This window comes from Alistipes communis, from assembly GCF_006542665.1.
GTDB classification, from domain to species: Bacteria; Bacteroidota; Bacteroidia; order Bacteroidales; family Rikenellaceae; genus Alistipes; species Alistipes communis.
The window spans coordinates 3,176,225-3,195,968 of sequence record NZ_AP019735.1 but is presented as its reverse complement, the minus strand read 5'-3'; the positions used below and the strand labels follow the sequence as shown (position 1 = coordinate 3,195,968).

At 52.1% G+C, this 19,744-nt stretch carries 21 protein-coding genes and 3 pseudogenes; 15 read left to right on the top strand and 9 right to left on the bottom strand.

All coding sequences use genetic code 11. From position 1 onward, the window contains the following. Positions 1–10: 10 nt before the first annotated feature. The 4 genes from FMF02_RS13745 to FMF02_RS13095 form a co-directional block, all read right to left on the bottom strand. A complete protein-coding gene (locus FMF02_RS13745) occupies positions 11–187 on the bottom strand; it encodes a hypothetical protein (RefSeq protein ID WP_162852323.1) in 177 nt (58 codons plus the stop codon). Then, on the bottom strand, positions 174–614 hold the full coding sequence (locus FMF02_RS13105; RefSeq protein ID WP_141413455.1) for a DUF1896 family protein: 441 nt from the start codon (positions 612–614) through the stop codon (positions 174–176). Before FMF02_RS13105 ends, FMF02_RS13745 begins: the two co-directional genes overlap by 14 nt. 5 nt (positions 615–619) lie before the next feature. Then, positions 620–1,456, bottom strand: coding sequence for a DUF3945 domain-containing protein (locus FMF02_RS13100; protein WP_232045493.1), 837 nt, complete (start codon positions 1,454–1,456; stop codon positions 620–622). A gap of 198 nt (positions 1,457–1,654) precedes the next feature. Then, positions 1,655–1,885, bottom strand: a complete 231-nt coding sequence (locus FMF02_RS13095; protein WP_138265192.1) for a hypothetical protein — start codon at positions 1,883–1,885, stop codon at positions 1,655–1,657. 225 nt (positions 1,886–2,110) lie between these two features. On the opposite strand from FMF02_RS13095, the gene FMF02_RS13090 reads away from it, so the two are divergent. From FMF02_RS13090 to FMF02_RS13080, 3 genes are read left to right on the top strand one after another with little or no spacing between them, the layout of a single operon-like run. Next, positions 2,111–2,662 (top strand): hypothetical protein, encoded by a 552-nt coding sequence (locus FMF02_RS13090; protein WP_141413454.1) that lies wholly within the window; start codon positions 2,111–2,113, stop codon positions 2,660–2,662. Positions 2,663–2,681: 19 nt separating this feature from the next. Next, positions 2,682–3,188, top strand: a complete 507-nt coding sequence (locus FMF02_RS13085; RefSeq protein WP_162502317.1) for an ImmA/IrrE family metallo-endopeptidase — start codon at positions 2,682–2,684, stop codon at positions 3,186–3,188. A gap of 8 nt (positions 3,189–3,196) precedes the next feature. Beyond that, entirely contained in the window at positions 3,197–4,294 is a 1,098-nt protein-coding gene (locus tag FMF02_RS13080; RefSeq protein WP_141413452.1) for a beta family protein, read from the top strand. Here FMF02_RS13080 and FMF02_RS13075 read toward each other — a convergent pair. The 4 genes and pseudogenes from FMF02_RS13075 to mobA all read right to left on the bottom strand — a co-directional run bounded on the left by FMF02_RS13075 (position 4,277) and on the right by mobA (position 9,041). After that, on the bottom strand, positions 4,277–4,885 hold the full coding sequence (locus tag FMF02_RS13075) for a sce7726 family protein (protein ID WP_141413451.1): 609 nt from the start codon (positions 4,883–4,885) through the stop codon (positions 4,277–4,279). The genes FMF02_RS13080 and FMF02_RS13075 overlap by 18 nt on opposite strands. A gap of 167 nt (positions 4,886–5,052) precedes the next feature. Beyond that, positions 5,053–7,065, bottom strand: a pseudogene (gene mobC, locus FMF02_RS13070) (conjugal transfer protein MobC). 21 nt (positions 7,066–7,086) lie between these two features. Further along, the gene (gene mobB / locus FMF02_RS13065; RefSeq protein WP_141413450.1) at positions 7,087–8,382 is read right to left on the bottom strand and encodes a conjugal transfer protein MobB; all 1,296 of its coding nucleotides are present in this window, start codon (positions 8,380–8,382) and stop codon (positions 7,087–7,089) included. Beyond that, a pseudogene (gene mobA, locus FMF02_RS14060) lies at positions 8,367–9,041 on the bottom strand (conjugal transfer protein MobA). Before mobA ends, mobB begins: the two are co-directional and overlap by 16 nt. Before the next feature lie 332 nt (positions 9,042–9,373). Between mobA and FMF02_RS13055 the strand changes: the two are divergent. The 6 genes and pseudogenes from FMF02_RS13055 to FMF02_RS13030 all read left to right on the top strand — a co-directional run bounded on the left by FMF02_RS13055 (position 9,374) and on the right by FMF02_RS13030 (position 14,549). Further along, entirely contained in the window at positions 9,374–10,147 is a 774-nt protein-coding gene (locus tag FMF02_RS13055; protein ID WP_141413448.1) for a ParA family protein, read from the top strand. Beyond that, positions 10,140–10,523, top strand: coding sequence for a DUF3408 domain-containing protein (locus tag FMF02_RS13050; RefSeq protein ID WP_141413447.1), 384 nt, complete (start codon positions 10,140–10,142; stop codon positions 10,521–10,523). The genes FMF02_RS13055 and FMF02_RS13050 overlap by 8 nt, the downstream gene beginning before the upstream one ends. Positions 10,524–10,537: 14 nt before the next feature. Beyond that, a complete protein-coding gene (locus FMF02_RS13045; protein ID WP_244611587.1) occupies positions 10,538–11,263 on the top strand; it encodes a hypothetical protein in 726 nt (241 codons plus the stop codon). Between the two features lie 234 nt (positions 11,264–11,497). Beyond that, positions 11,498–11,722: a DUF4134 domain-containing protein gene (locus FMF02_RS13040; RefSeq protein WP_015546612.1), complete on the top strand. Its 225-nt coding sequence runs from the start codon at positions 11,498–11,500 to the stop codon at positions 11,720–11,722. Between the two features lie 3 nt (positions 11,723–11,725). After that, complete coding sequence (locus tag FMF02_RS13035; protein WP_118406292.1) at positions 11,726–12,040, top strand: DUF4133 domain-containing protein; 315 nt, start codon at positions 11,726–11,728, stop codon at positions 12,038–12,040. A gap of 4 nt (positions 12,041–12,044) precedes the next feature. Next, positions 12,045–14,549: pseudogene (locus FMF02_RS13030) on the top strand (TraG family conjugative transposon ATPase). Here the strand turns inward: FMF02_RS13030 and FMF02_RS13805 are convergent. Continuing rightward, entirely contained in the window at positions 14,546–14,890 is a 345-nt protein-coding gene (locus tag FMF02_RS13805) for a hypothetical protein (RefSeq protein WP_179952767.1), read from the bottom strand. The pseudogene FMF02_RS13030 and the gene FMF02_RS13805 overlap by 4 nt on opposite strands. A gap of 80 nt (positions 14,891–14,970) precedes the next feature. Between FMF02_RS13805 and FMF02_RS13020 the strand changes: the two genes are divergently transcribed. From FMF02_RS13020 to traN, 6 genes are all read left to right on the top strand, one after another. Next, a complete protein-coding gene (locus tag FMF02_RS13020) occupies positions 14,971–15,603 on the top strand; it encodes a DUF4141 domain-containing protein (protein WP_055203594.1) in 633 nt (210 codons plus the stop codon). A 9-nt stretch (positions 15,604–15,612) separates the two neighbouring features. Further along, on the top strand, positions 15,613–16,632 hold the full coding sequence (traJ, locus tag FMF02_RS13015) for a conjugative transposon protein TraJ (RefSeq protein WP_162502326.1): 1,020 nt from the start codon (positions 15,613–15,615) through the stop codon (positions 16,630–16,632). A 13-nt stretch (positions 16,633–16,645) separates the two neighbouring features. After that, the gene (traK, locus tag FMF02_RS13010; protein ID WP_141413443.1) at positions 16,646–17,269 is read left to right on the top strand and encodes a conjugative transposon protein TraK; all 624 of its coding nucleotides are present in this window, start codon (positions 16,646–16,648) and stop codon (positions 17,267–17,269) included. After that, positions 17,259–17,519, top strand: coding sequence for a hypothetical protein (locus tag FMF02_RS13005; protein WP_141413442.1), 261 nt, complete (start codon positions 17,259–17,261; stop codon positions 17,517–17,519). The genes traK and FMF02_RS13005 overlap by 11 nt, the downstream gene beginning before the upstream one ends. 79 nt (positions 17,520–17,598) lie before the next feature. Next, entirely contained in the window at positions 17,599–18,729 is a 1,131-nt protein-coding gene (gene traM / locus FMF02_RS13000) for a conjugative transposon protein TraM (RefSeq protein ID WP_141413670.1), read from the top strand. 1 nt (position 18,730) lies between these two features. Then, positions 18,731–19,636, top strand: coding sequence for a conjugative transposon protein TraN (gene traN / locus FMF02_RS12995; protein ID WP_141413441.1), 906 nt, complete (start codon positions 18,731–18,733; stop codon positions 19,634–19,636). The last annotated feature ends 108 nt before the right edge of the window (positions 19,637–19,744 follow it).

Genomic DNA, 19,744 nt, shown 5'->3' with positions numbered 1-19,744 from the left:
GGTCGGTCTTTCATTGCGTGAGGTCGTCGTCCGCAGCGGCCGGCTGTAAGACGCATTTCAACGCTCCGAAGCCGCTGTACGCAGCCAGGGCATCTCGCTGCTGCGGGGTAAGTACCGTCGATGGAGCGAAAGCGATACGCAGGGCGACGATGTTCGCCTCCAGATGTTTCCTTTTATTGTATGCCATGCCGTTCGATGTGGGTTTGGATGAGTCCGGTGAGTTCTAAAAGGAGATTTTTATAGGACGGGCTGCTTTCGAAGTCGTCGGTCAGGTCGTACATCTCGAACGCCTCTTCGCAGACGGGAAGCAGTTTCAGGCAGAAAGCGGTGCGCTGCCGGGCTGCGACCTCCGGGAACCATTCCGACACGACCTCGAAGATCGCATCGTATTTCGAAAAGCGCAGGTCTTGGTACAGAACGGCGTTCGAGAGTTCCAGAGCCTCGTAGACGCTGTTGCCGTTGCGAACGGCACGTTCATAGGTCTGCGCCGCATGGTCGCTCCGCTCGGCGATGAAGTGTTTGTCGGGGAGCAGTTCGGGATGGCTTTCGCGCAAATAAGCGGTAAGAGTTGCCGCGAAGTACGGCAACTCTTTCTCTTCTACGTGTCGTTTCATAATGGCTAACCGATTTTCATGCCTTTGGGTTGTGCGCCGGGAAGCGACGGAAGACGCCGGCGGACGCGCTGGCGCGGACGCGGATTCTCCTCGCCCAGACGCGAACGGTAATTGCGGGCGTTGTTGCCGAACAGAGGCCGGCCCGTGTCGCTGTAACGAAGGTCGGTGCTGATCGTCTTGCCGCTGACTTTCATGCCGGGGATGAAGACGACCTCGTGGTTGGCCAGCTTCGCTTGGATGTCTGCACTTATCTTGACTCCGAAAACCGTATCGTGGATGCGCAGATGCGGATTATTGTCGTTGCGGAACACCACGTCTCCGCGGTTGGCGTCCACGCGTGCATGGCCCGAGATGACCCGACCGTCCTTGAGGTGGATGTCTTCGACGAAGATCTCCTTGCCGGAGCGCAGCGCCTCGATGTCGTCGCCGATCTCTTTGCCGTAGATTCGGGTGGGGAGCGTCAGCGCATCGACCGGAAGCGTCGTCAGGCGGTTCGTCGCCTCATGGACGCTGACATAACACTCGCACTCGCGGCCCGAGGTAAAATCTTTCATTTTCTTGGTGGAACCCAGATGTCCGTCGGTTTCGAGGCGCTCGATTTCCTTGTCCGTGAAGAGCTCCTTATACGGCGATATTTTGTACTGCGGCTCGTCCAGACGTGTGAAGATACGGAGTTGGACATTGCCCGCATCGTCGCGGATCGGCGAAATCGTGCCGAGTCCCAGATCGACCCAGCGGCCGTCCATCTTATGTTTGAGCGGCACCAGTTTGTTGGGGATACGTCCCTTGAGGATGTCGCCCATGCTTTGATTCTCCAGCAGGATTTCTTTGTTCAGGCCCAACGCCTGAATCTGATCCCACGGGAGCTCCCGCTCCTCGAACTTATAGCGGTCGGCGAACTTGGCGATACGCCCCTCGTTGTTGAGTTCGTAGTCGGAGACCTCTTTGGCCAGGGAGCCGTCCTGATCCTTGCCTTCGCGGACTTGGATGATGGAATCGAGGATACGGTCGAGTTTTTCGATTCCGATCCGAAAGAAACTTCAGCCCAGGTCGGACGGGCGTCCGTATTGGTTGCGAAGATTTTCGAAAAAGGTTCCCAAAACCGTTCGGCTGTCGAACGAAAGGGCTCTACGCCGGTCACCAGGAGCCGTGCTCACGGTGTTGAACTCTCCCGTCTGCTCGTTCATCTCGCTGACCAGACGCAGATCGTTCGTCTTTTTGTCGAGGACGGCCAGCACGTCCTTCGATAGCTTTTCCTGTTCTCTTGCCATAATGCAGATAATTAAATGAATAAATCGAATGAATGGTGAAAATCCGCCGGCAAGATAAAGCCTTTTTCAGTTCATAACACCAAATGCGCCCCTTCTGGCGGGAAGAGGCGCGAGGTGGCAGGAAATGACTTATGGGAGTATAACTTGGTGACAAATATTAGTTAATTCATATTCTTTATTAGATAGAATTCTGTATATTTGTATATAAAGATGGTTTTATTGCTTATGAAAAGATTTTGCACGTGGTTACCAACAATTATTTTAGTATTAATTCCAATAGCATTCTTTCTTTTTCATGCTTGTGGATATGAAGTTTATATAGTTAATGGAGAAAAATATCCGTGGGTTGTTAATTCTGAAGAATTATTGAAAGTTGATTCATTAAGTAATAACTCAATGGAATTACTTACGTCATTAAAACGTGATGGGTTAGTTTTATCTCCACAAGAATATACGAATCATACATATAACTTTTTTTCATGGCTGCTTACTATTTTAGTGGCAGTAATTGGGATTGTTGTATTAGTGTTTGGATTGAACGTTGATAAAAAAATAGAAACAATTATTAATTCTCATCTTAAAACTAAATGGTTGGAGTTGATGAGAGTCGACAAAGAGGTAGACGCTACAATTGGAGGCATTATTGATGATAAGATTAGTAGCGGTTTATCCGATATATCTCACGATCTTGAAGAATTGGGTAAAAGAATAAAAAAATTAGAAGATACATCAATACGTTTTGAAACAACAGATAACGATGGGACGGCGAATGACTAAACAAAATTCAACCTCAATCGTGAAAAATTCTTCACAAGAGGTTGCTGCAGATATTATCAGAAATAAACCAGAATATGTCAAAAATTCCACATTTGATATATTTTCCTATGTAAAATCATTATCAGATGTCGAATTAAAAATTGAGCCTTTGTGCGATGACATATCTGGATATATAGAAAAGGTGGGAGATAAATTTGTTATAGTTGTAAATAGTTTACAGTCGCCTCTTCGCCAAAGATTTACGCTTGCACATGAATTTGGGCATTATTCATTGCATAAAGCAGATTTGGAAGGCAAGCACCAAGATACAGTATTATTCCGTGATGCTAACGAAGATAGTTTAGGTATCGAGTATGCAGCAAATGATTTTGCAGCTGAATTGTTAATTCCAAAAGAATCATTTGAAGATGCTATTAAATCTGGGAAAAATACACCCAAACAGTTAAGCAATCTTTTTCAAGTAACGGAAAAAGCTATTTTATATCGTGCATATAAACTCGGTATAATAAAGTCATTCCCTAATTAGTTTGATCTATGAAATATACATTGCAAATTAAAACAGGAGATGCAGAATATCGTGCCTTGAAAAACATTCCTAAAGAGATATTTGCTAATCCTAATTTTCGATTATTGATTGAGATTACTCGTGGACGAAAAAGCAAAAACGACAAAATAGGAGATTTGCAAAAAAGGGTTGATGCGTTAGATGATTTTTTAGATCCTTCTTCATTTGTATTTTTCGATATTACATCTGAAGAAAGTTTAAGTAATGAGCAAATAGATCAGTTATATGATTTTCAATATGGGTATGTAAATTGGAGAATATTATTCGCCGAATTACATACGCAATACCCTAATGCCGTTCCTATGCTCCTTGTCAATGATCAAGATAATGATTATACAAACTTTGTAGCACAAATTAAAACATTTACAGCGGAATACAATAAAATTGGATATAAAATATATCCAGCTGTAGATGAAGATATTATTGAAGAAGAAATAAAAATCATAAGAGACAATATTAAAGAAGATACACAGCTGTTTATCTTTTATGATCAAGGATATATTGTTGATGGTCTTATAAAGATGGCAACAGCAAGAGCTGTGGACTATTTGGGCAAAACATCTGCAATATTAGAGACTGTCCGTAATGTGGAGTATATATTTACCAGCACATCTTTTCCTGACAGTGTAACCAGTTTAAGCGGAAATATGGACGGACATATTAAATGTTCAGAGATGCTGCTTTATGATCAAATAATTAGTGCAGTCAAAGATATTAAGGTGTCATATTCCGATTATGGTAGTATTACTCCCAAACGTAATGATGAAGCGGCATACTACAGCAGAGGATGGACTCCAAGAATAGATGTCCCTACAATTTCTAAACAACAAATATATTATTATCGTCAAAAAAGAGAAAAGAGAGACTATGCAGACGTTTATATAGATGTAGCAAAAAAATGTATATCAGATTCTCTTTTCCCGAGTGATGTTGATTGTTGGGGAGTTAAAACAATAAGAAGTGCAGCAACGGGTTTTAAGCCGGGAGCAACACCTTCATTTTGGTTGTCTGTACGAATGAATATTTTTATTATTGAGCAATTAAAAAGATTATCTATAATCCAATGATATATAGTCTGTATTCATTAAGATATCCTCGTAATGTAAAATTGTTTTAAGATCATTGTTTGTCCAACGACATTTACTCGATATATGTTCTATAAAAAGTTTATGTGCTTGTGATAAGGAAAACAAATTATTATCTGATCTTGTATATTTAGGATGTAAGCTATTATTCCTAATGAAGAGAATCGGAATAGACATTAACAGCTCTTGTTTATCTATTAAATGATTCCTTTTTGCCTGTCGTTTATATAAGATTTTTTTTGTCTTTGTTGAATAAAGAACAATACCAACAAAGTCAGGTATTGATTGGAGTTGATTAAGATGATTTGTGGTAGTAGCTACATAGACATAATCAAAGAGTTTGCAATAGACATCTAATTGAGATGGCAATCTGCGCATATCATCGTTCCACGCTTTGATTTCATACGCATAGCTTAAATGATCCTTACAAAAAACTAAATCAACGATTTTGTATTCTTCAGAAATAGTTAATTCATTACAAACCACGAATGGTTTGCTATTTATATGAGCATAATTATTGATTAACGCAGCCTTTATTATATTTTCGTTTGGATGTGTATCAATGTCCTTCATTATGTCTAATAATCAGTTTATAACACTTTAATACCCTGTCTTATTAAATTTTTATTTCCCAAAATTACGAAAAAGAAAAGAGCCTACACTCAAATTTCAAAAAAACTCTTAATATTCATTTCTAAATGACACTTGTGTCCATTTTAGTTACAGTTTATTCTATACTATTAAATTATTGATTTTTCAGTTGTATCCTGTTTTCCATCCTTCTCTATGCGTTTCATCTCGGCTTCAATGATGTCGAGCGCATCCTGCTTGATGCGGCGGTAATTCTCCTTGATTTTCTCCTGCATGATGTCCCGTCCGTCGGCGTCGAGGAACGACGATATTTCGGGGATCGGTTTGTACTCCGCCATTTCTTTTTTCACGGCTTCGTTGTCCACGACGATCCGGGCATGGAAAATCTTCTGCTCGATCTCCTCTCCGAAGTTGTCGCATACAGCCCCGACGAATACGCCCTGCGAGAGCGTCGAGATTTTCGACGCAGGAATAAGACTGTCGAGCTGGGTGTTTATTGACGTCGAGGTATCACTGCGGTTGATGCTTACGGATTGGCGCTTCTGCACGATCTTTCCGAATCGTTCGGAGAGCGTCCGGGCCGTTTCTCCGACCACCTGTCCGCTGAAGATATTGCCCACGGTATTCTGAATCACGGCGGCTTCCTTGTCGCCGTAGTCGCGCTTTAGCTGGCTGAAATCCTGAAAACCCAGACATACGGCGACCTTGTTGGAACGCGCCGTTGCGATCAGGTTGTCCAGCCCCCGGAAATAGATCGTCGGTAATTCGTCGATCACAATGCAGCTTTTAAGTTGCTTCTTGCGGTTTATCAGCCTGACGATGCGCGAATTATACAATCCAAGCGCCGCACCGTATATGTTCTGCCTGTCGGGATTGTTTCCCACGCAAAGAATCTTCGGTTCCTTGGGATTGTTGATGTCGAGTGTAAAATCGTCTCCCGACATGACCCAGTAGAGCTGCGGCGAGATCATGCGCGAGAGAGGAATCTTCGCCGAGGCAATCTGTCCCATCAGCTGCTCTGCGGCTCCACCTTTCCATGCATCGACGAAGGGTGAAAGATAGTTCTCCAACTCTTCGTGGGCCATCAATACTGTGAATAACTCTTCATAGGGTTTGTTCAGCAGTTCGATGGCATGGGGAAAGGTGCAGTATTTTCCGCCGTCGTAAATCTTCAGGAACCAGATGATCGCCGCGAGCAGCACGATCGGCGATTCGACAAAAAAATCGCCCTGCTTCTGTATCCACGAACGGTTGAGATTGAGCATGATGACATAGCTGGCCTCGTATGCATCGGTGATGTCGGACATGAGATTGGGCGCGAGCGGATTGCATCGGTGCGAGCGGCGTGGATCGTCGAAATTGATAACGTAGAATTTCGGTGGCGTAGCGCCGTAAGCCTTAAGGTTTTTTCGCAGGTGGTTGTAGACGATCAGCGACAAATCGTCGAATTTATAATCGTAAGTATAAAGCACATAGCCCCTCTCGATGGCCTGCTTAATGTAATTGTTGATGAGTGCATAGGATTTTCCCGAGCCGGGCATCCCTAAAACCGCACTTGAACGGTAGGGATTTACGACGTTCAGCCATCCGCTGTGTTTCCTTCCCCGAAAGGTGAATTCGGTCGGGAAGTTGAACGAATCGTCGTTTTTCAGCTGGCGTGTCTCCTGCATGAAACTCTCGTTTTCGGCATTGAACGGATCATCCGTCATACGGTTTTTCAGCAGACGGCTGCTCCATAGCCCGGCCGCCAGCATTCCGAGGAATCCCGCCAGCAGCGTCGCCGTATAAAGCGCCGCCCGCAGGGTCGTAGCGACATTCATCCCGAACAGCCAGCCGTTGCCATAGAATAGCAGTATGCCGATGCCGCCTACCGCGGTGATATGCTTCCACGATATTTTCTCGTCCTTCACGCCACGGTTTCCCATGCACGACAATGCAAGAAATACCGTACAGAAGAGCTTGGTGCAGAGCGGCGATGAGAACAAGGCAGCCGTCCGCTGGAAATTTTGCAGGATGCGGTCTACGACAGGGAGCGTTCATCCCGCCTGCGTAAACCACTCGTAACAAAACCAGTAGATGTGAATGGCGAGAAACAGAAAGCTGATCGCCCGCATGAAATCCGCGACTTTGGCCAAGCCGCGCAGATCGTCTTCTTCTTGCATGATCGTAACGTATCGAGGTTGTTAAATTCTTTTCCGGATTTTCCGCCGCCGCTTCTTCCTGCGGGGGAAGAGCCGGTATTCGGGAGCTGTTTCCCACTCCTTTTCGGGCGTATATTCCATGAGTTCGCCCATTACACCGGGCATCGAAACGTAATGGGTCTCGATGTACTCCTCGAACTCTTCGACCGAAGATAGTCCCGGCAGGGGCGGTTCGAGGGGTGGCAACGGCCGTAACTCTTCCGGCATGGGTGTGGACGACTCTTGCTCCCGACCGTTGAACCACGCCTCGAAAGCGTCGGCCGCATACTCCTTTCCGAGCCGGGAGCCGTTGAACACCTGATGTTTCGTGCGGTCGATGAAGGTGACGCCGTAAATCCGCCCGGCGTCGTTCTCCCGGAAAACTGCGTCGATACCGTTCTCCCGAAGTTCGGCCGTGAATTCCTTGCGGTTGCGGCCTCCGCTCCGGGCGCGGTCGATTTCGCGGCGTGTGCGGTCGAGCGTTGCGGGATGTTGCCGAAGCCGTTGTTTCGAGGCGTCGAATTTTTCTTCCAGCGCCTTCCATCCGAAGAAATCGCCCAGCCGGGACGCTTTGACCGCCGCTCCCGTGCGCTGCCCGTCGTCATCGAGCACGTGGTAAACGAGCCCCCGATATGGTCTGCCTCGCACGTCGCCTCGGATCTCTTCGGCTGCGACGCCAAAGCGTTCGAGCAGCGTATTGAACTCCGCGAGGGACTGGAATCCGTACTGCTGTTTGAGTGTCATCACGACGTTGCGCAGCTGATGCTTCAGATCGCTCCGACGGTAATCGACCCGGTGCAATTCTTCCGGTTCTGTTTGCATGCCGCCGCCGTCTTCGGGCACATGCAGGCCGTACTCGTGTTCCAATTCCCTGCAAACCGCCATGGCGCGCCGCAGTTCGTTGTTGTGGTCGATCTTCCGGCCCTGCTCGTCCACCCGCACCGAGACGACGTGCATGTGTCGCCGTGCGATGTCTTCGTGCAGAAAGACGACATAGGGCTGGCGACCGTATCCCATGCGTTCCATGAACTCGGCGGCAAGTCGCGTGAGCTGCGCTTCCGAAAGCCGGTCTTCGGGTGAGGGGTTGAGCGAGAAATGCACGACCGGTTTTCGGATACGGGGATTGAGCGCCGTGTAGTACCCGAAGGCTTCCGCACACTCCTCGATACTGAATCTGCCGTCGCTGCGTTCGGGTATTCCCTGCATGTATAATATCCGGCCCTCACCGGCTTCGACCTTGATGCGATTGTATTGAAGTATGCCGTAGACGTTGGCCCCGGAGTTTACTTTCGGCACCATTGCAGCAACTCCTTCGTAAGTTCGACGACCGCCTTCACGAGTTGTTCCAGCCGTTGTGTTTCGAGCGTCAGACGGTAGAGATAGGCCAACGCTTTCTTATCGCCGAAGGTCGTGTGTATGGCTTTGACGCACTGGTTGTAGTTCACCCCGATAGCCCGGAACTGGGCGTAAAATCCCGTCAGCCGGACATAGAAATCGTAGGTGTTCTTGTCTCGGACGACGACCGTAAAGGGTCATCCAAAGATGCGGTGGCAGATGAAATCGGCTTTATTCTTCATTCCGGACTGTTCGTACATGCGCAGGAAACGCTCGTTTTGCTCGCTTGTCAGGCGAACGTAATAGCGATGTATGCGCGGATCGTCGAGGGCTTTGCGGCCCGCGGCGGAGGTCGGTTTATCGGCAGCATCCATAGGGCATCCGTGTTTTGAGGTTACGACTCGGGAGTAACCGTCCGCCGCGCCGCAGGTCGCGGCGGCACTTTCGGCGGCTCGGAATATTCCGAGCGGCTGAAAGTACCCCTTGCTATATGCGGGCGCATATAGAAATCCGGCCAGGGGCCGGATGAAGGTGCGCGCCTTCGGCGTCGCGGCGGGATTACTCTTTTCGGAGGCAAAGGTAGAGCGTTTTATTTTATGTTGTATCAGATATATACCTGCCAACGGACGCCGATACGCGCCTTTGGGCGCCACCCGTTTTCGGAGCCGCCGAACGGGGGCGTTTTCGCATTTTCTTTGTGCGCGGATCGGTACTTACGAATCTACCTGCCCGCGTAGCCTCTTCCTCCCGTACATCCGTCATTGCGCGGCTATGCGGATACGGATGTAGATGTCTGCATAGATGCCGAAGTTCGTATGTGACAGCTTATATCCGTATCTGCCGACAAAAGTATGCGAATCCGCAAAGGCGTATGAATCGCCGAAGATACGTGAATACGCAAGTACGTATCCGCGTATCGGAACAAGTTAAATATTAATCGCTTAATTATTCTCGTATGGAACAGAACCCTTTGTGCATCGCTTTCGCCTCCCAGAAAGGTGGCGTCGGCAAATCGACCCTCACAGTACTGGCAGCCTCGTGGCTGCACTACCTGCACGGCATCCGCGTCGCGGTGGTGGACTGCGACTACCCGCAGCACTCCATCCTCAAACTCTCGAACCGCGACAAGGCCGTCGTGCAATCTTCGGCGATCTACGGCAGACTCCTCGTTTCACTCGCCGAGAACAAAGGGGTGAAACCTTATCGTATTCTCTGTTGCAAACCTTCCGAGGCGATGTCGGAATGGCGGAAATGGGCCGCTGTCGCCGAAGAACGATACGACGTCGTGCTGTTCGACCTTCCGGGAACGGTGGGCAACGAAGGCGTCCTCTCCACGATCGTCGAACTGGACTACCTCTTCATCCCGATGAAAGCCGACCGGATCGTGCTGGAAAGCACGCTCAATTTCGCCTCTGTTCTCAACGACCGTCTGATCAAGACGGGACGGGCGCATCTTCGGGAGCTGTTCCTGTTCTGGAACTTGGTGGATCGCCGCGAGCGGACGCCGCTCTATGAGCAGTACGAGAAAGTCCTCGATCAGTTGGGGCTGCGGCATCTGCGCACGCATATTCCCGTGCGGAGCAACTTCAATAAGGATATTCAGGAAGCGGGCGGCCCGGTGTACCGGTGTACGCTGCTGCCGCCCGACCGGGCTTTCGTCGCCGAGTGCGGTTTCGACCGCCTGATGACGGAGATCTGCGCCGTACTGAAACTTCCGAGCCATGAGTAGCAGGAAGGCTCCCGCCCAACAGGAGATCGACGAAGAGTACCTGCGCAGCCTGATGGCCAGCCCCGAACCGGCTGCCTCGGCGTCAGATGCCATAGCCCCGGAGCCGGCGGAAGCGTCTGCTTCGGAGCCGCGCGTTAGGCGTTCGGATGCGGAAGACTATGCGTCGCGGTTTCTGAAGAACACTCCTTCCGAAGCCCGGCAATGCGTCTATATCGATCGGCGTCTGCTCCGTAAGATCACGACCCTCGTGGGCGTTGCGGGCAACCGGCGTTTTACGGTCGGAAACTTCATAGACAACGTATTGGAACAGCACTTCGAGCGGCACCGGACGGAAATACGGTCGCTCTGCTCCAAAGGACTCAATAAAATCCTGTAAGAATGACACCCGTTATGAAAATCACGGAAGCCCTCGTCGTGCTGTTCCTTGTGTTGTTCTGCTATTTGTTTCTGGATAAATTCCTCTTCCGGGGCGAGTTGGGCGAAATTTGCTTCAGCCCGATGCGCCGGGCGCTGGCGCGTTGGCATCGACGGCAAGCCGACCGTCTCGACCCGCCGCGCCGCCGCACGCGTCGGACGGCAGCCGTTACCCCTAAAGACGATGCGCTGGTCGTCACCCGGGACTACGGCGCCGGTCAGCGGACGCCAGCACGCGCCGCGTCACGCCACTCCCGGCGCAAGGGGAACAATTCAGACAAGAGCGACCATACATTTGTACCGGCAAGCGACAGCGATAAGGAACATCGCGCTGTGCAAGCGACCGTTCAGGGGTGGATACATAAGGAACCTACGGCGCTCACCGCGGAGGAAGAGAACACCCTGATGTGCGAAGCTGCGACCGAAGAGGTGATGGACATAGGATGCGAAACGACGGCCCCGCCTGCCGGGACGCAGAGTTTCTCTCCGCAGCAGTTGGATTGCATCCTCGCCTTATGCAAGGGGCAGGCCGTGCCTGAAGAGCAGCGGCAAACCCTGGCCGGAGTGCTGCGTGACATCCGCCATACGGAAGTGCAGCGTACACTCATGGACGCCATCTCCGGCGCCAGCCCGATCATCGCCCGTTATCTGGACGATGCCGAGAAGGAAGCGGCGCAGCGTATGGCTGCCGCTCCGAAATAGATTGTTCAACTTAAAAAAAAGCGAAGCTATGAAAGCTCCCGGATACTACGATTCAGGCTGACGGCAGGATGAGCAGCACGCATGAATCACGGGCCCAGCGCCCGGAGAGAAAATCTGAAGTCGAATTAAAAAACACAATCATCCATGAAAAGAAAACTCATTTTCAGTTCGGCATGAATCGCCGTATGACTGCTCGCCACGGTGCAGCACGCCGCAGCGCAGCAAGGCAACGGCATGGCCGGCATTCAGGAGGCTACGCAGATGGTCACGTCGTATTTCGACCCGGCGACCAAGCTGATCTACGCCATCGGCGCCGTCATCGGCCTGATCGGCGGAGTGCGGGTCTATCAGAAGTTTAGTTCGGGCGATCCGGATACGTCTAAAACCGCTGCGAGCTGGTTCGGAGCCTGTATCTTCCTGATCGTCGCCGCCACGATTCTGCGTTCGTTTTTCCTTTAGACGATGGCCGAATATCCGATCAATAAAGGCGTGGGCCGCCAGGTGGAGTTCAAGGGGCTGCGGGCGCAGTACCTCTTCCTCTTCGCCGGCGGCCTGCTCGCCGTTTTCATTCTCGTAGTCGTACTTTATATGGGCGGAGTCGATCAGGTGGCATGCCTTGTCGCGGGCGTGGGGATGGGCGGCGCGCTTGTGGCGCTGACCTTCCGTCTGAACCGCAAGTACGGGGCTTACGGACTGATGAAGCTCCTCGCCGCACGGCGGCATCCGCGACGTATCGTCTCCCGAAAAAGTGTGGCAAGAATTCTAAACCGACATTAAGAACATGAATAACACCTTGAAAACCGAAACCCTCGAACGGAAATTCCCGATCTGAAAGGTCGAACACGATTGTATCCTCTCCAAAGACGCCAACATCACGGTGGCGTTCGAGGTTACGCTTCCGGAGTTGTTTACCGTCTCTTCGCAGGAATATGAAGCGCTGCACGGCGTATGGCTCAAAGCGGTGAAGGTGCTTCCGGACTATACCGTGGTGCACAAGCAGGATATTTTCGTTCAGGAGCGGTATCGTTCCGATATCGGGAAAGACGATTTGAGTTTCTTGAGCCGGTCGTTCGAGCGGCATTTCAACGAACGTCCTTTTCTGCATCATACTTGCTACCTGTTTATTACGAAGACAACCCGTGCGCAAAGCCGCCGTCAGAGCGATTGCAGTGTGCTGTGCCGGGGTACGCTCGTCCCGAAAGAGTTGCAGGACAAAGATACGACGACGCGCTTTCTGGAAGCTGTGGAGCAGTTCGCCAGCATCGTCCGCGAGAGCGGCCATATTCGGCTGCGGCGTCTCGGAGCGGACGAGATTGCCGGAACTCCCGAATCTTCGGGAATCCTCGAACGTTATCTCACGCTGTCACCGTCCGGGAAGACCCCGTTGCAGGACATGCGTCTCGATCCCGACCGGATGTGGATCGGCGACAAGGCGTTGTGTCTGCATACGCTTTCCGATCTGGACGACCTTCCCGGCAGCGTTCGTACGGATGACCGCTACGAACGCCTCTCGACGGAGCGTTCCGATTGTCGGCTTTCATTTGCCGCTCCCGTAGGATTGCTGCTCTCGTGCAACCACATCTACAATCAATATCTGTTTTTGGATAACAGCGACGAGAACCTCAGGCAGTTCGAGCGTACGGCCCGTAACATGCAGTCGCTCGCGCAGTACAGCCGTTCGAACCAGATCAATAAAGCATGGATCGACGATTACCTCAATGAGGCGCACTCCTTCTCTCTGACCTCGATACGCGCCCATTTCAATGTCATGGCATGGGGCGAAGGGAGCGAGGAATTGAAGCAGATCCGTAACGATGTCGGGGCGCAGCTGGCACTTATGGGGTGCACGCCGCGTCATAATACTGTGGATGTTCCGACGCTTTTCTGGGCGGCGATCCCCGGCAACGAAGGGGATTTTCCCGCCGAAGAAAGTTTCTATACGTTTCTCGAACAGGGCTTGTGTCTGTTTAACGAAGAGACGAACTATCGCTCATCTTTGTCGCCTTTCGGCATTAAGATGGCGGATCGGGTGAGCGGTATCCCCATCCACCTCGACATCTCCGACTACCCGATGAAAAAAGGATGGATAAGCAACCGGAACCGTGTGGTCATCGGGCCTTCAGGGGGAGGCAAAAGTTTTATCCTCAATCATATATGCAGGCAATATTATGAACAGGGCGCACATATCGTGATTGTCGATACGGGAAACTCCTATCAAGGATTGTGCTCGCTTATCCGGCAGAAAACCAAAGGTCGGGATGGGATATATTTCACCTATCAGGAGGATGCCCCCGTTGCCTTCAACCCCTTCTTTGTCGAAGACGGAGTGTACGACGTCGAGAAGCGCGAATCGCTCAAGGCGCTGTTGCTGACCTTGTGGAAGCGCGAATCCGAGGAACCGACACGTGCGGAAGAGGTGGCCTTGTCGAATGCCGTGAACCTATACCTCTCGCAACTCAAGACCGGCACTGCGGCCACACCTTCGTTCAACACCTTCTACGAGTTCGTCGCAACGGATTACCGCCGTCTGTTGGAAAAAAAGCGCGTCCGGGAAAAGGATTTCGATATTGAAAATTTTCTGAATGTTCTCGAACCTTACTATCGTGGCGGGGAGTACGACTACCTCTTGAACTCTGACAAGCAGTTGGACTTGTTGGATAAGCGATTCATCGTCTTCGAACTGGATAATATCAGCGAAAACAAAGTCCTTTATCCTGTCATTACACTGATTATCATGGAGACCTTCCTTACAAAAATGCGGCGGCTGAAGGGTATTCGCAAAGTTTTACTGCTCGAAGAAGCATGGAAAGCTATCGCCAAGGCGGGCATGGCGGGATTTATCAAGTATTTGTATAAAACCTGCCGCAAGTATTTCGGCGAGTGTATGTGCGTAACGCAGGAGTTGGACGACCTGCTGTCGTCGCCCGTCCTCAAGGAGAGCGTCATCGCCAACTGCGACTGCCGCATCCTTTTGGACATGCGTAAGTATGCTAACAAGTTCGACGAGATTCAGGAGTTGTTGGGATTGAGTGATAAGGAACGCAATCAGGTGTTGTCGATCAATCGGGCCAATGACCCCAAGCGCCGCTACAAAGAGGTGTGGATCGGACTCGGAGGCGTGCACTCTGCTGTCTATGCTACCGAAACGAGTCTTGAGGAATACCTCTGCTATACCACCGAAGAGACTGAAAAACTGGAGTTGCAACGTCTCACGGAGAAGCTCGGCGGCAATATCGAGCTGGCTATACGCCAGTTGGCCGAGCGAAAACGCAATGAATATCATTAACCTAAAATCCGAAAATCATGTTCATATCCAAAAAAGAACTCGCCGCGCGAGACGAACGGCTGCGCCGGGCACAAGAAGAGATCGAGTCGCTGAAACAGACCATCCGGGAGTTGCAATCCGAGGCTGCCGACGACCGTATCTGCGGCTGCTGAAAGAACGAATACGGAGAGCGGATCACGATCCGCAAAACGGCTCCGGGATATGCCGCGACGCTTTTCTGCGGCGAGCGTCCCGTGCGGGACATGGTCATTCTCAAACGCGATGACGGTCTGTGGCTCCATGTCTTGTACGGGCAAACCGGCGGATGCGTCATTCATCACACGACCAACGATATTCTGCATATCGGATGTTTCGGGCTTTTCGTCCGCGACGACCGGCCGCAGCGTATAGGGAGGGAAGTAATCCTTCAGGCTCCGGTGCGATGGGACGGCGAATAGGCTTCGGCCTGCTGGCAGCGATGCTGCTGGCAGGCCATCCGCTTCGGGCGCAGTGGGTGGTGAGCGACCCCTCGAATCTGGCGCAGGGTATCGTGAATTCCACCAAGCAGGTCGTCGAAGCATCCCGGAACGGAAGTACGCTGCTTCAGAGTTTTCAGCAGACGGTAAAGATTTACGAGCAGTCGAAGAAATATTACGATGCGCTGCGGTCGGTGCATAACCTCGTCAAAAGCGCCCGTCGCGTGCAGCAGACGATGCTGCTCGTGGGCGACATCTCCGATATATACATCTCGAATTTCCGGTCGATGCTCGACGATACGAACTACTCGGCCGAGGAACTCACGGCAATGGCCGCAGGCTATACGAAGCTGCTGTCGGCGAGTGCCGACCTGTTGAATGACCTGAAGCAGATCATCACTCCGTCGGGGCTTTCGATGACCGACAAGGAGCGGCTGGATATTATCGACAGGATCTATTACGAGATGCTCGAATACCGCAATCTTACGGAATATTATACACGCAAGAATATCTCCGTGTCGTTCCTGCGCAGCCGTCAGCGCGGGGATTCGGAGCGTGTGCGGGCCTTGTACGGCGGCCATAACGACAGATATTGGTAACCTATGACGATGCCGTTAGCCGTAGAGTGGACGAACCTGCATCAGATTCTCCGCTCGTTGTACGCCGATATGTTGCCGTTGTGCAGCGATATGATGGGCATTGCCAAAGGACTCGCCGGATTGGGCGCCTTGTTTTTCATCGCATACCGGGTCTGGAAATCCCTCGCCGCCGCGGAGCCGATCGAGGTATTCCCGCTGCTGCGGCCTTTTGTGCTGGGGCTGTGCATCATGGCTTTCCCGACCCTCGTGCTGGGGCCTTTGAACGGCCTATTGTCACCCATCAGCAATGCCACATCGCATTTGGTCGATCGACAGGCGTTCGATCTGGAAAAATACCAGACACAGAAGGATGAATTGCAGCGTCAGGCGATGCTCCGCGATCCGGAAAAAGCCTATCTTATCAGTAATGAAGAGTTCGACAAACGGCTTGACGAATTGGGCTGGAAGCCTAAAGACCTCATGGCGATTGCCGGGATGTATGCCGAGCGAGCCGGGTATCAATTCGGTCAGAAAGTCCGTGAGGCATTCCGGACGTTTCTGGAAACGCTCTTCCAGGCGGCATCGCTGACCATCGACACCGTGCGGACGTTTTTCCTGATCGTTCTGGCATTGCTGGGGCCCGTGGCCTTCGCCTTCTCCGTGTACGACGGCTTCCACAATACGCTGGCATCTTGGTTGGCACGCTATATCTGTATCTATTTGTGGCTGCCCGTCAGCGACCTGTTCGGTGCGATCCTTTCGCGCATCCAGATTCTAATGCTCCAGCAGGACATCGAACGACTGCAAGACCCGACGTTCATACCCGACGGAAGCAATACGGTCTATTGCATTTTTATGATTATCGGAATCATCGGATATTTCTGCGTGCCGACCGTTGCGTCGTGGATCATTCAGGCCGGAGGCGCCGGAAGTTACGGCGATAAAGTCGCAGGCGCAGGACGTGCCGTGGCGATGGGCGCTGCCGGAGTCGCCGGAGCGGCGATCGGAAATGTCGGAGGCCGTATAAAAGGGGCTTTGAAGAAACGATAAAACGTAATAAAATATGGAATTCAAAACATTGAGGAATATAGAATCGTCCTTTCGCCACCTGCGGCTCTTCAGCATGCTCTTTCTGGGAGCCTGCACGCTGATCTCGGTGGCGGCAGTGTGGACATCCTACCGCTTCGCGGAAGCCCAGCGGCAGAAGATCTACGTACTGGATCAGGGCAAGTCGCTGATATTGGCTCTCTCGCAGGATATGGCCCAGAACCGTCCCGTCGAAGCCCGCGAACACGTGCGGCGCTTCCACGAGCTCTTCTTCACCCTCTCTCCCGACCGCGAGGCCATCGAAGGCAATGTCCGCAGGGCGCTGTACCTTGCGGACGGAAGCGCCATCGCCTATTACCAAAGTCTCGCAGAGAAAGGATATTTCAACCGCATCATCGCCTCGAACGTATCGCAGAATGTCGTCGTGGACAGCATCCGATGCGATTTCGACTGCTATCCCTATGCTGTCGAGACCTTCGCACGGCAGAAGATCGTCCGTGAAAGCAACGTGACGGAGCGGACGCTCGTCACGACATGCCGCCTGCGAAATGCCGTACGCTCGGACAACAACCCGCAGGGATTCTTGATCGAAGACCTGCGCATTCTCGAAAACAAAGACCTCGGAAGTTATGAGCGCTAAGGATTTACAGACGCGGGCCGAAGCGTGGCTGAAGGCCCGCATGGAACGTCTTACGCCGCGCCAGCGGCTCGGGCTGGTTACTGTGCTGCTGCTCGTCTATGCGGCGGTCGCCCTGATGATTCTGTTCGGTGGAATGCGGAGTCGGGAGACGTCGATTCCCGCCGTTGGACACCTCCGGCAGCCATTGCTACTACCGGAAACGCGCCCGTTACCTCTAAATACAGATGAAGATGATACGCAGGAGCGATAACGGAGCGGTTGAAAAACTATCGCACTTTCTCACGCCTCAGCACCTCCGGCAACTTAAGTTCGTAGGTGTCGTGACGGTGATGACACTGCTGTGCGGCATTTTCCTATGGTACCTGTTCGCCCCGAAACCGGCTCCGCAGCAGGCGGGAACGGACGGATACAATGTTACGATTCCGGAAGCGACGGTAAAGCCGGCGGAAACGGACAAACGCAAGGTCTACGAACAGGAGCAGTACGAGCAGCAGCGGCGCGAGAAACTACAATCGTTGGGTGATGTTATGGACGACCGCTTGCCTGTGACCGGGGAAATGGCGGATGCTACAGTTCCGGCAGCACCGACGGCGATCGACGAATCGGATGCTGCCTACCGGAGGATATCGGGTGAAATGGCGGCTTTCTACACCCCGGCCCCTTCTTGCGGCAATACCGAGGTCGAAGCACTGAAAGAGCAGGTCGCGGCCCTGCAATCCCAGCTCGACGCCGAGCGGCAGCAGCCCGACCCGCTGGAACTGGCCGAGGAGCAGTACAAGCTCGCCCGGAAGTATCTCGGCGGCGGAGTGGCCGTAGATGAAGAAGCTGTTGAGCCGACGAAGCAGCGGAAAGATTCGCGCCTTTCCGTCATGCGGCCCGTTCGGGAGGGTACGGTCGAAGCCTCGACGCTCGACCCGCGGGCGGATTTCACCGTCGAGCGTAACTTGGCATTTCTCACGGCGGCAGGAGGCGTTGCGCGTGCCGATATTCCGACCGTCAAGGCCTGCGTCGCTCAGACACAGGTCATACGTGCCGGAAGCATCGTGCAGCTGCGGCTGCTGGAAGCCGTGCGCATCGACGATACGGTGATCCCACGCAACACTCCGTTATACGGTCTTGCGACGATCTCCGGGATGCGGCTGCAAGTCACGGTGTCGTCCGTCGAATACGGCGGACGAATCTTCGCCGTCGAAGCCGCGGCTTACGACCTCGACGGCCAGCCGGGACTCAACGTCCCGAACTCCCGCGAGCGGACGGCTCTCAAAGAGGCGCTGGCGTCCGTCGGGCAGACCGCCGGCACGAGCGTAAACGTCACCCGTTCGGCCGGGCAGCAGGTATTGTCCGAGCTGGCGCGCGGAGGATTGCAGGCTTCGTCGCAGTATGTCGCCGGGAAGCTCCGTGAGGTGAAGATCACCCTCAAAGCCAACCATCAGCTATTATTGATTTCAAAACAGCAGTAACATGAAAAGAAACCTCATTTATCTATTCCTGATTGTCTCCTCAATTTGGGCAGCACACGCTGCGGCGAAGGCCATGCAGGACGGGCCGCAGCAGATCGAATCCCGCAAGATCGAAGCGGGATTCACCAAAACCGTGCATATCCTTTTCCCGTCGCCCGTTACGTATATCGACATCGGTTCGATGGACATCATCGCCGGTAAGGCCGACGGAGCCGAGAACGTCGTGCGCGTGAAAGCCGCCGTGCGGAATTTCGCAGCAGAAACAAACCTGACGGTCATCACCGAGGACGGCGGATTTTTCACTTTCGATGTCTATTATGCCGAGAATCCGGCTGTCTCGACCCTCAATCTTACAGTACAGGAACCGCAACCAGAAAGTATGAAGAAACCGGCTGCCGTGGGCTATCCGCAGCCAACGGCCCCAGCATCCGAAGGCCGGGTGCTGCTGCGCGAGGTAGGGCGCGAGAAACCTGCGACCATAAAACGCATGTTGAGCGACATATACCGCCAAAACCGTACGGACGTGAAGGGCATTCGCACGAAGAAGTACGGCATTGAAGTCGAAGTGTTGGGGATTTACGTGTTCAATGACGTGATATACATTCACTCCTGTATCTCGAATGACACGAATATCTCATTCGAGGTAGATGCACGACATTTCATTGTAGCGGATCGCAAACTCACCAAGCGTACGGCACAACAGCAGTCGACGCTCGAAATCCTGCGTGTATGCAACGATCCGGCAGTCGTGAGGGGACACCAGCGTCAGCGGACGGTATTCGCACTGCCCAAACTGACGATCTCCGACGACAAGGTGCTTTTGCTGGAAATCATCGAGAAGAACGGAGCCCGGCATCAGACGGTGGAAATACCTGCCAAAGAGTTGTTAGAAGCAAAACTGCTGTAACGGGAAAAATAAGATTCGATGTTCGCACACTTTCTAACGGCTCTTTGCCTGACAATGGGAATATTGTCGGTACTGGTCGCCATCGGACTATGTTGGTTGATCCTCTTT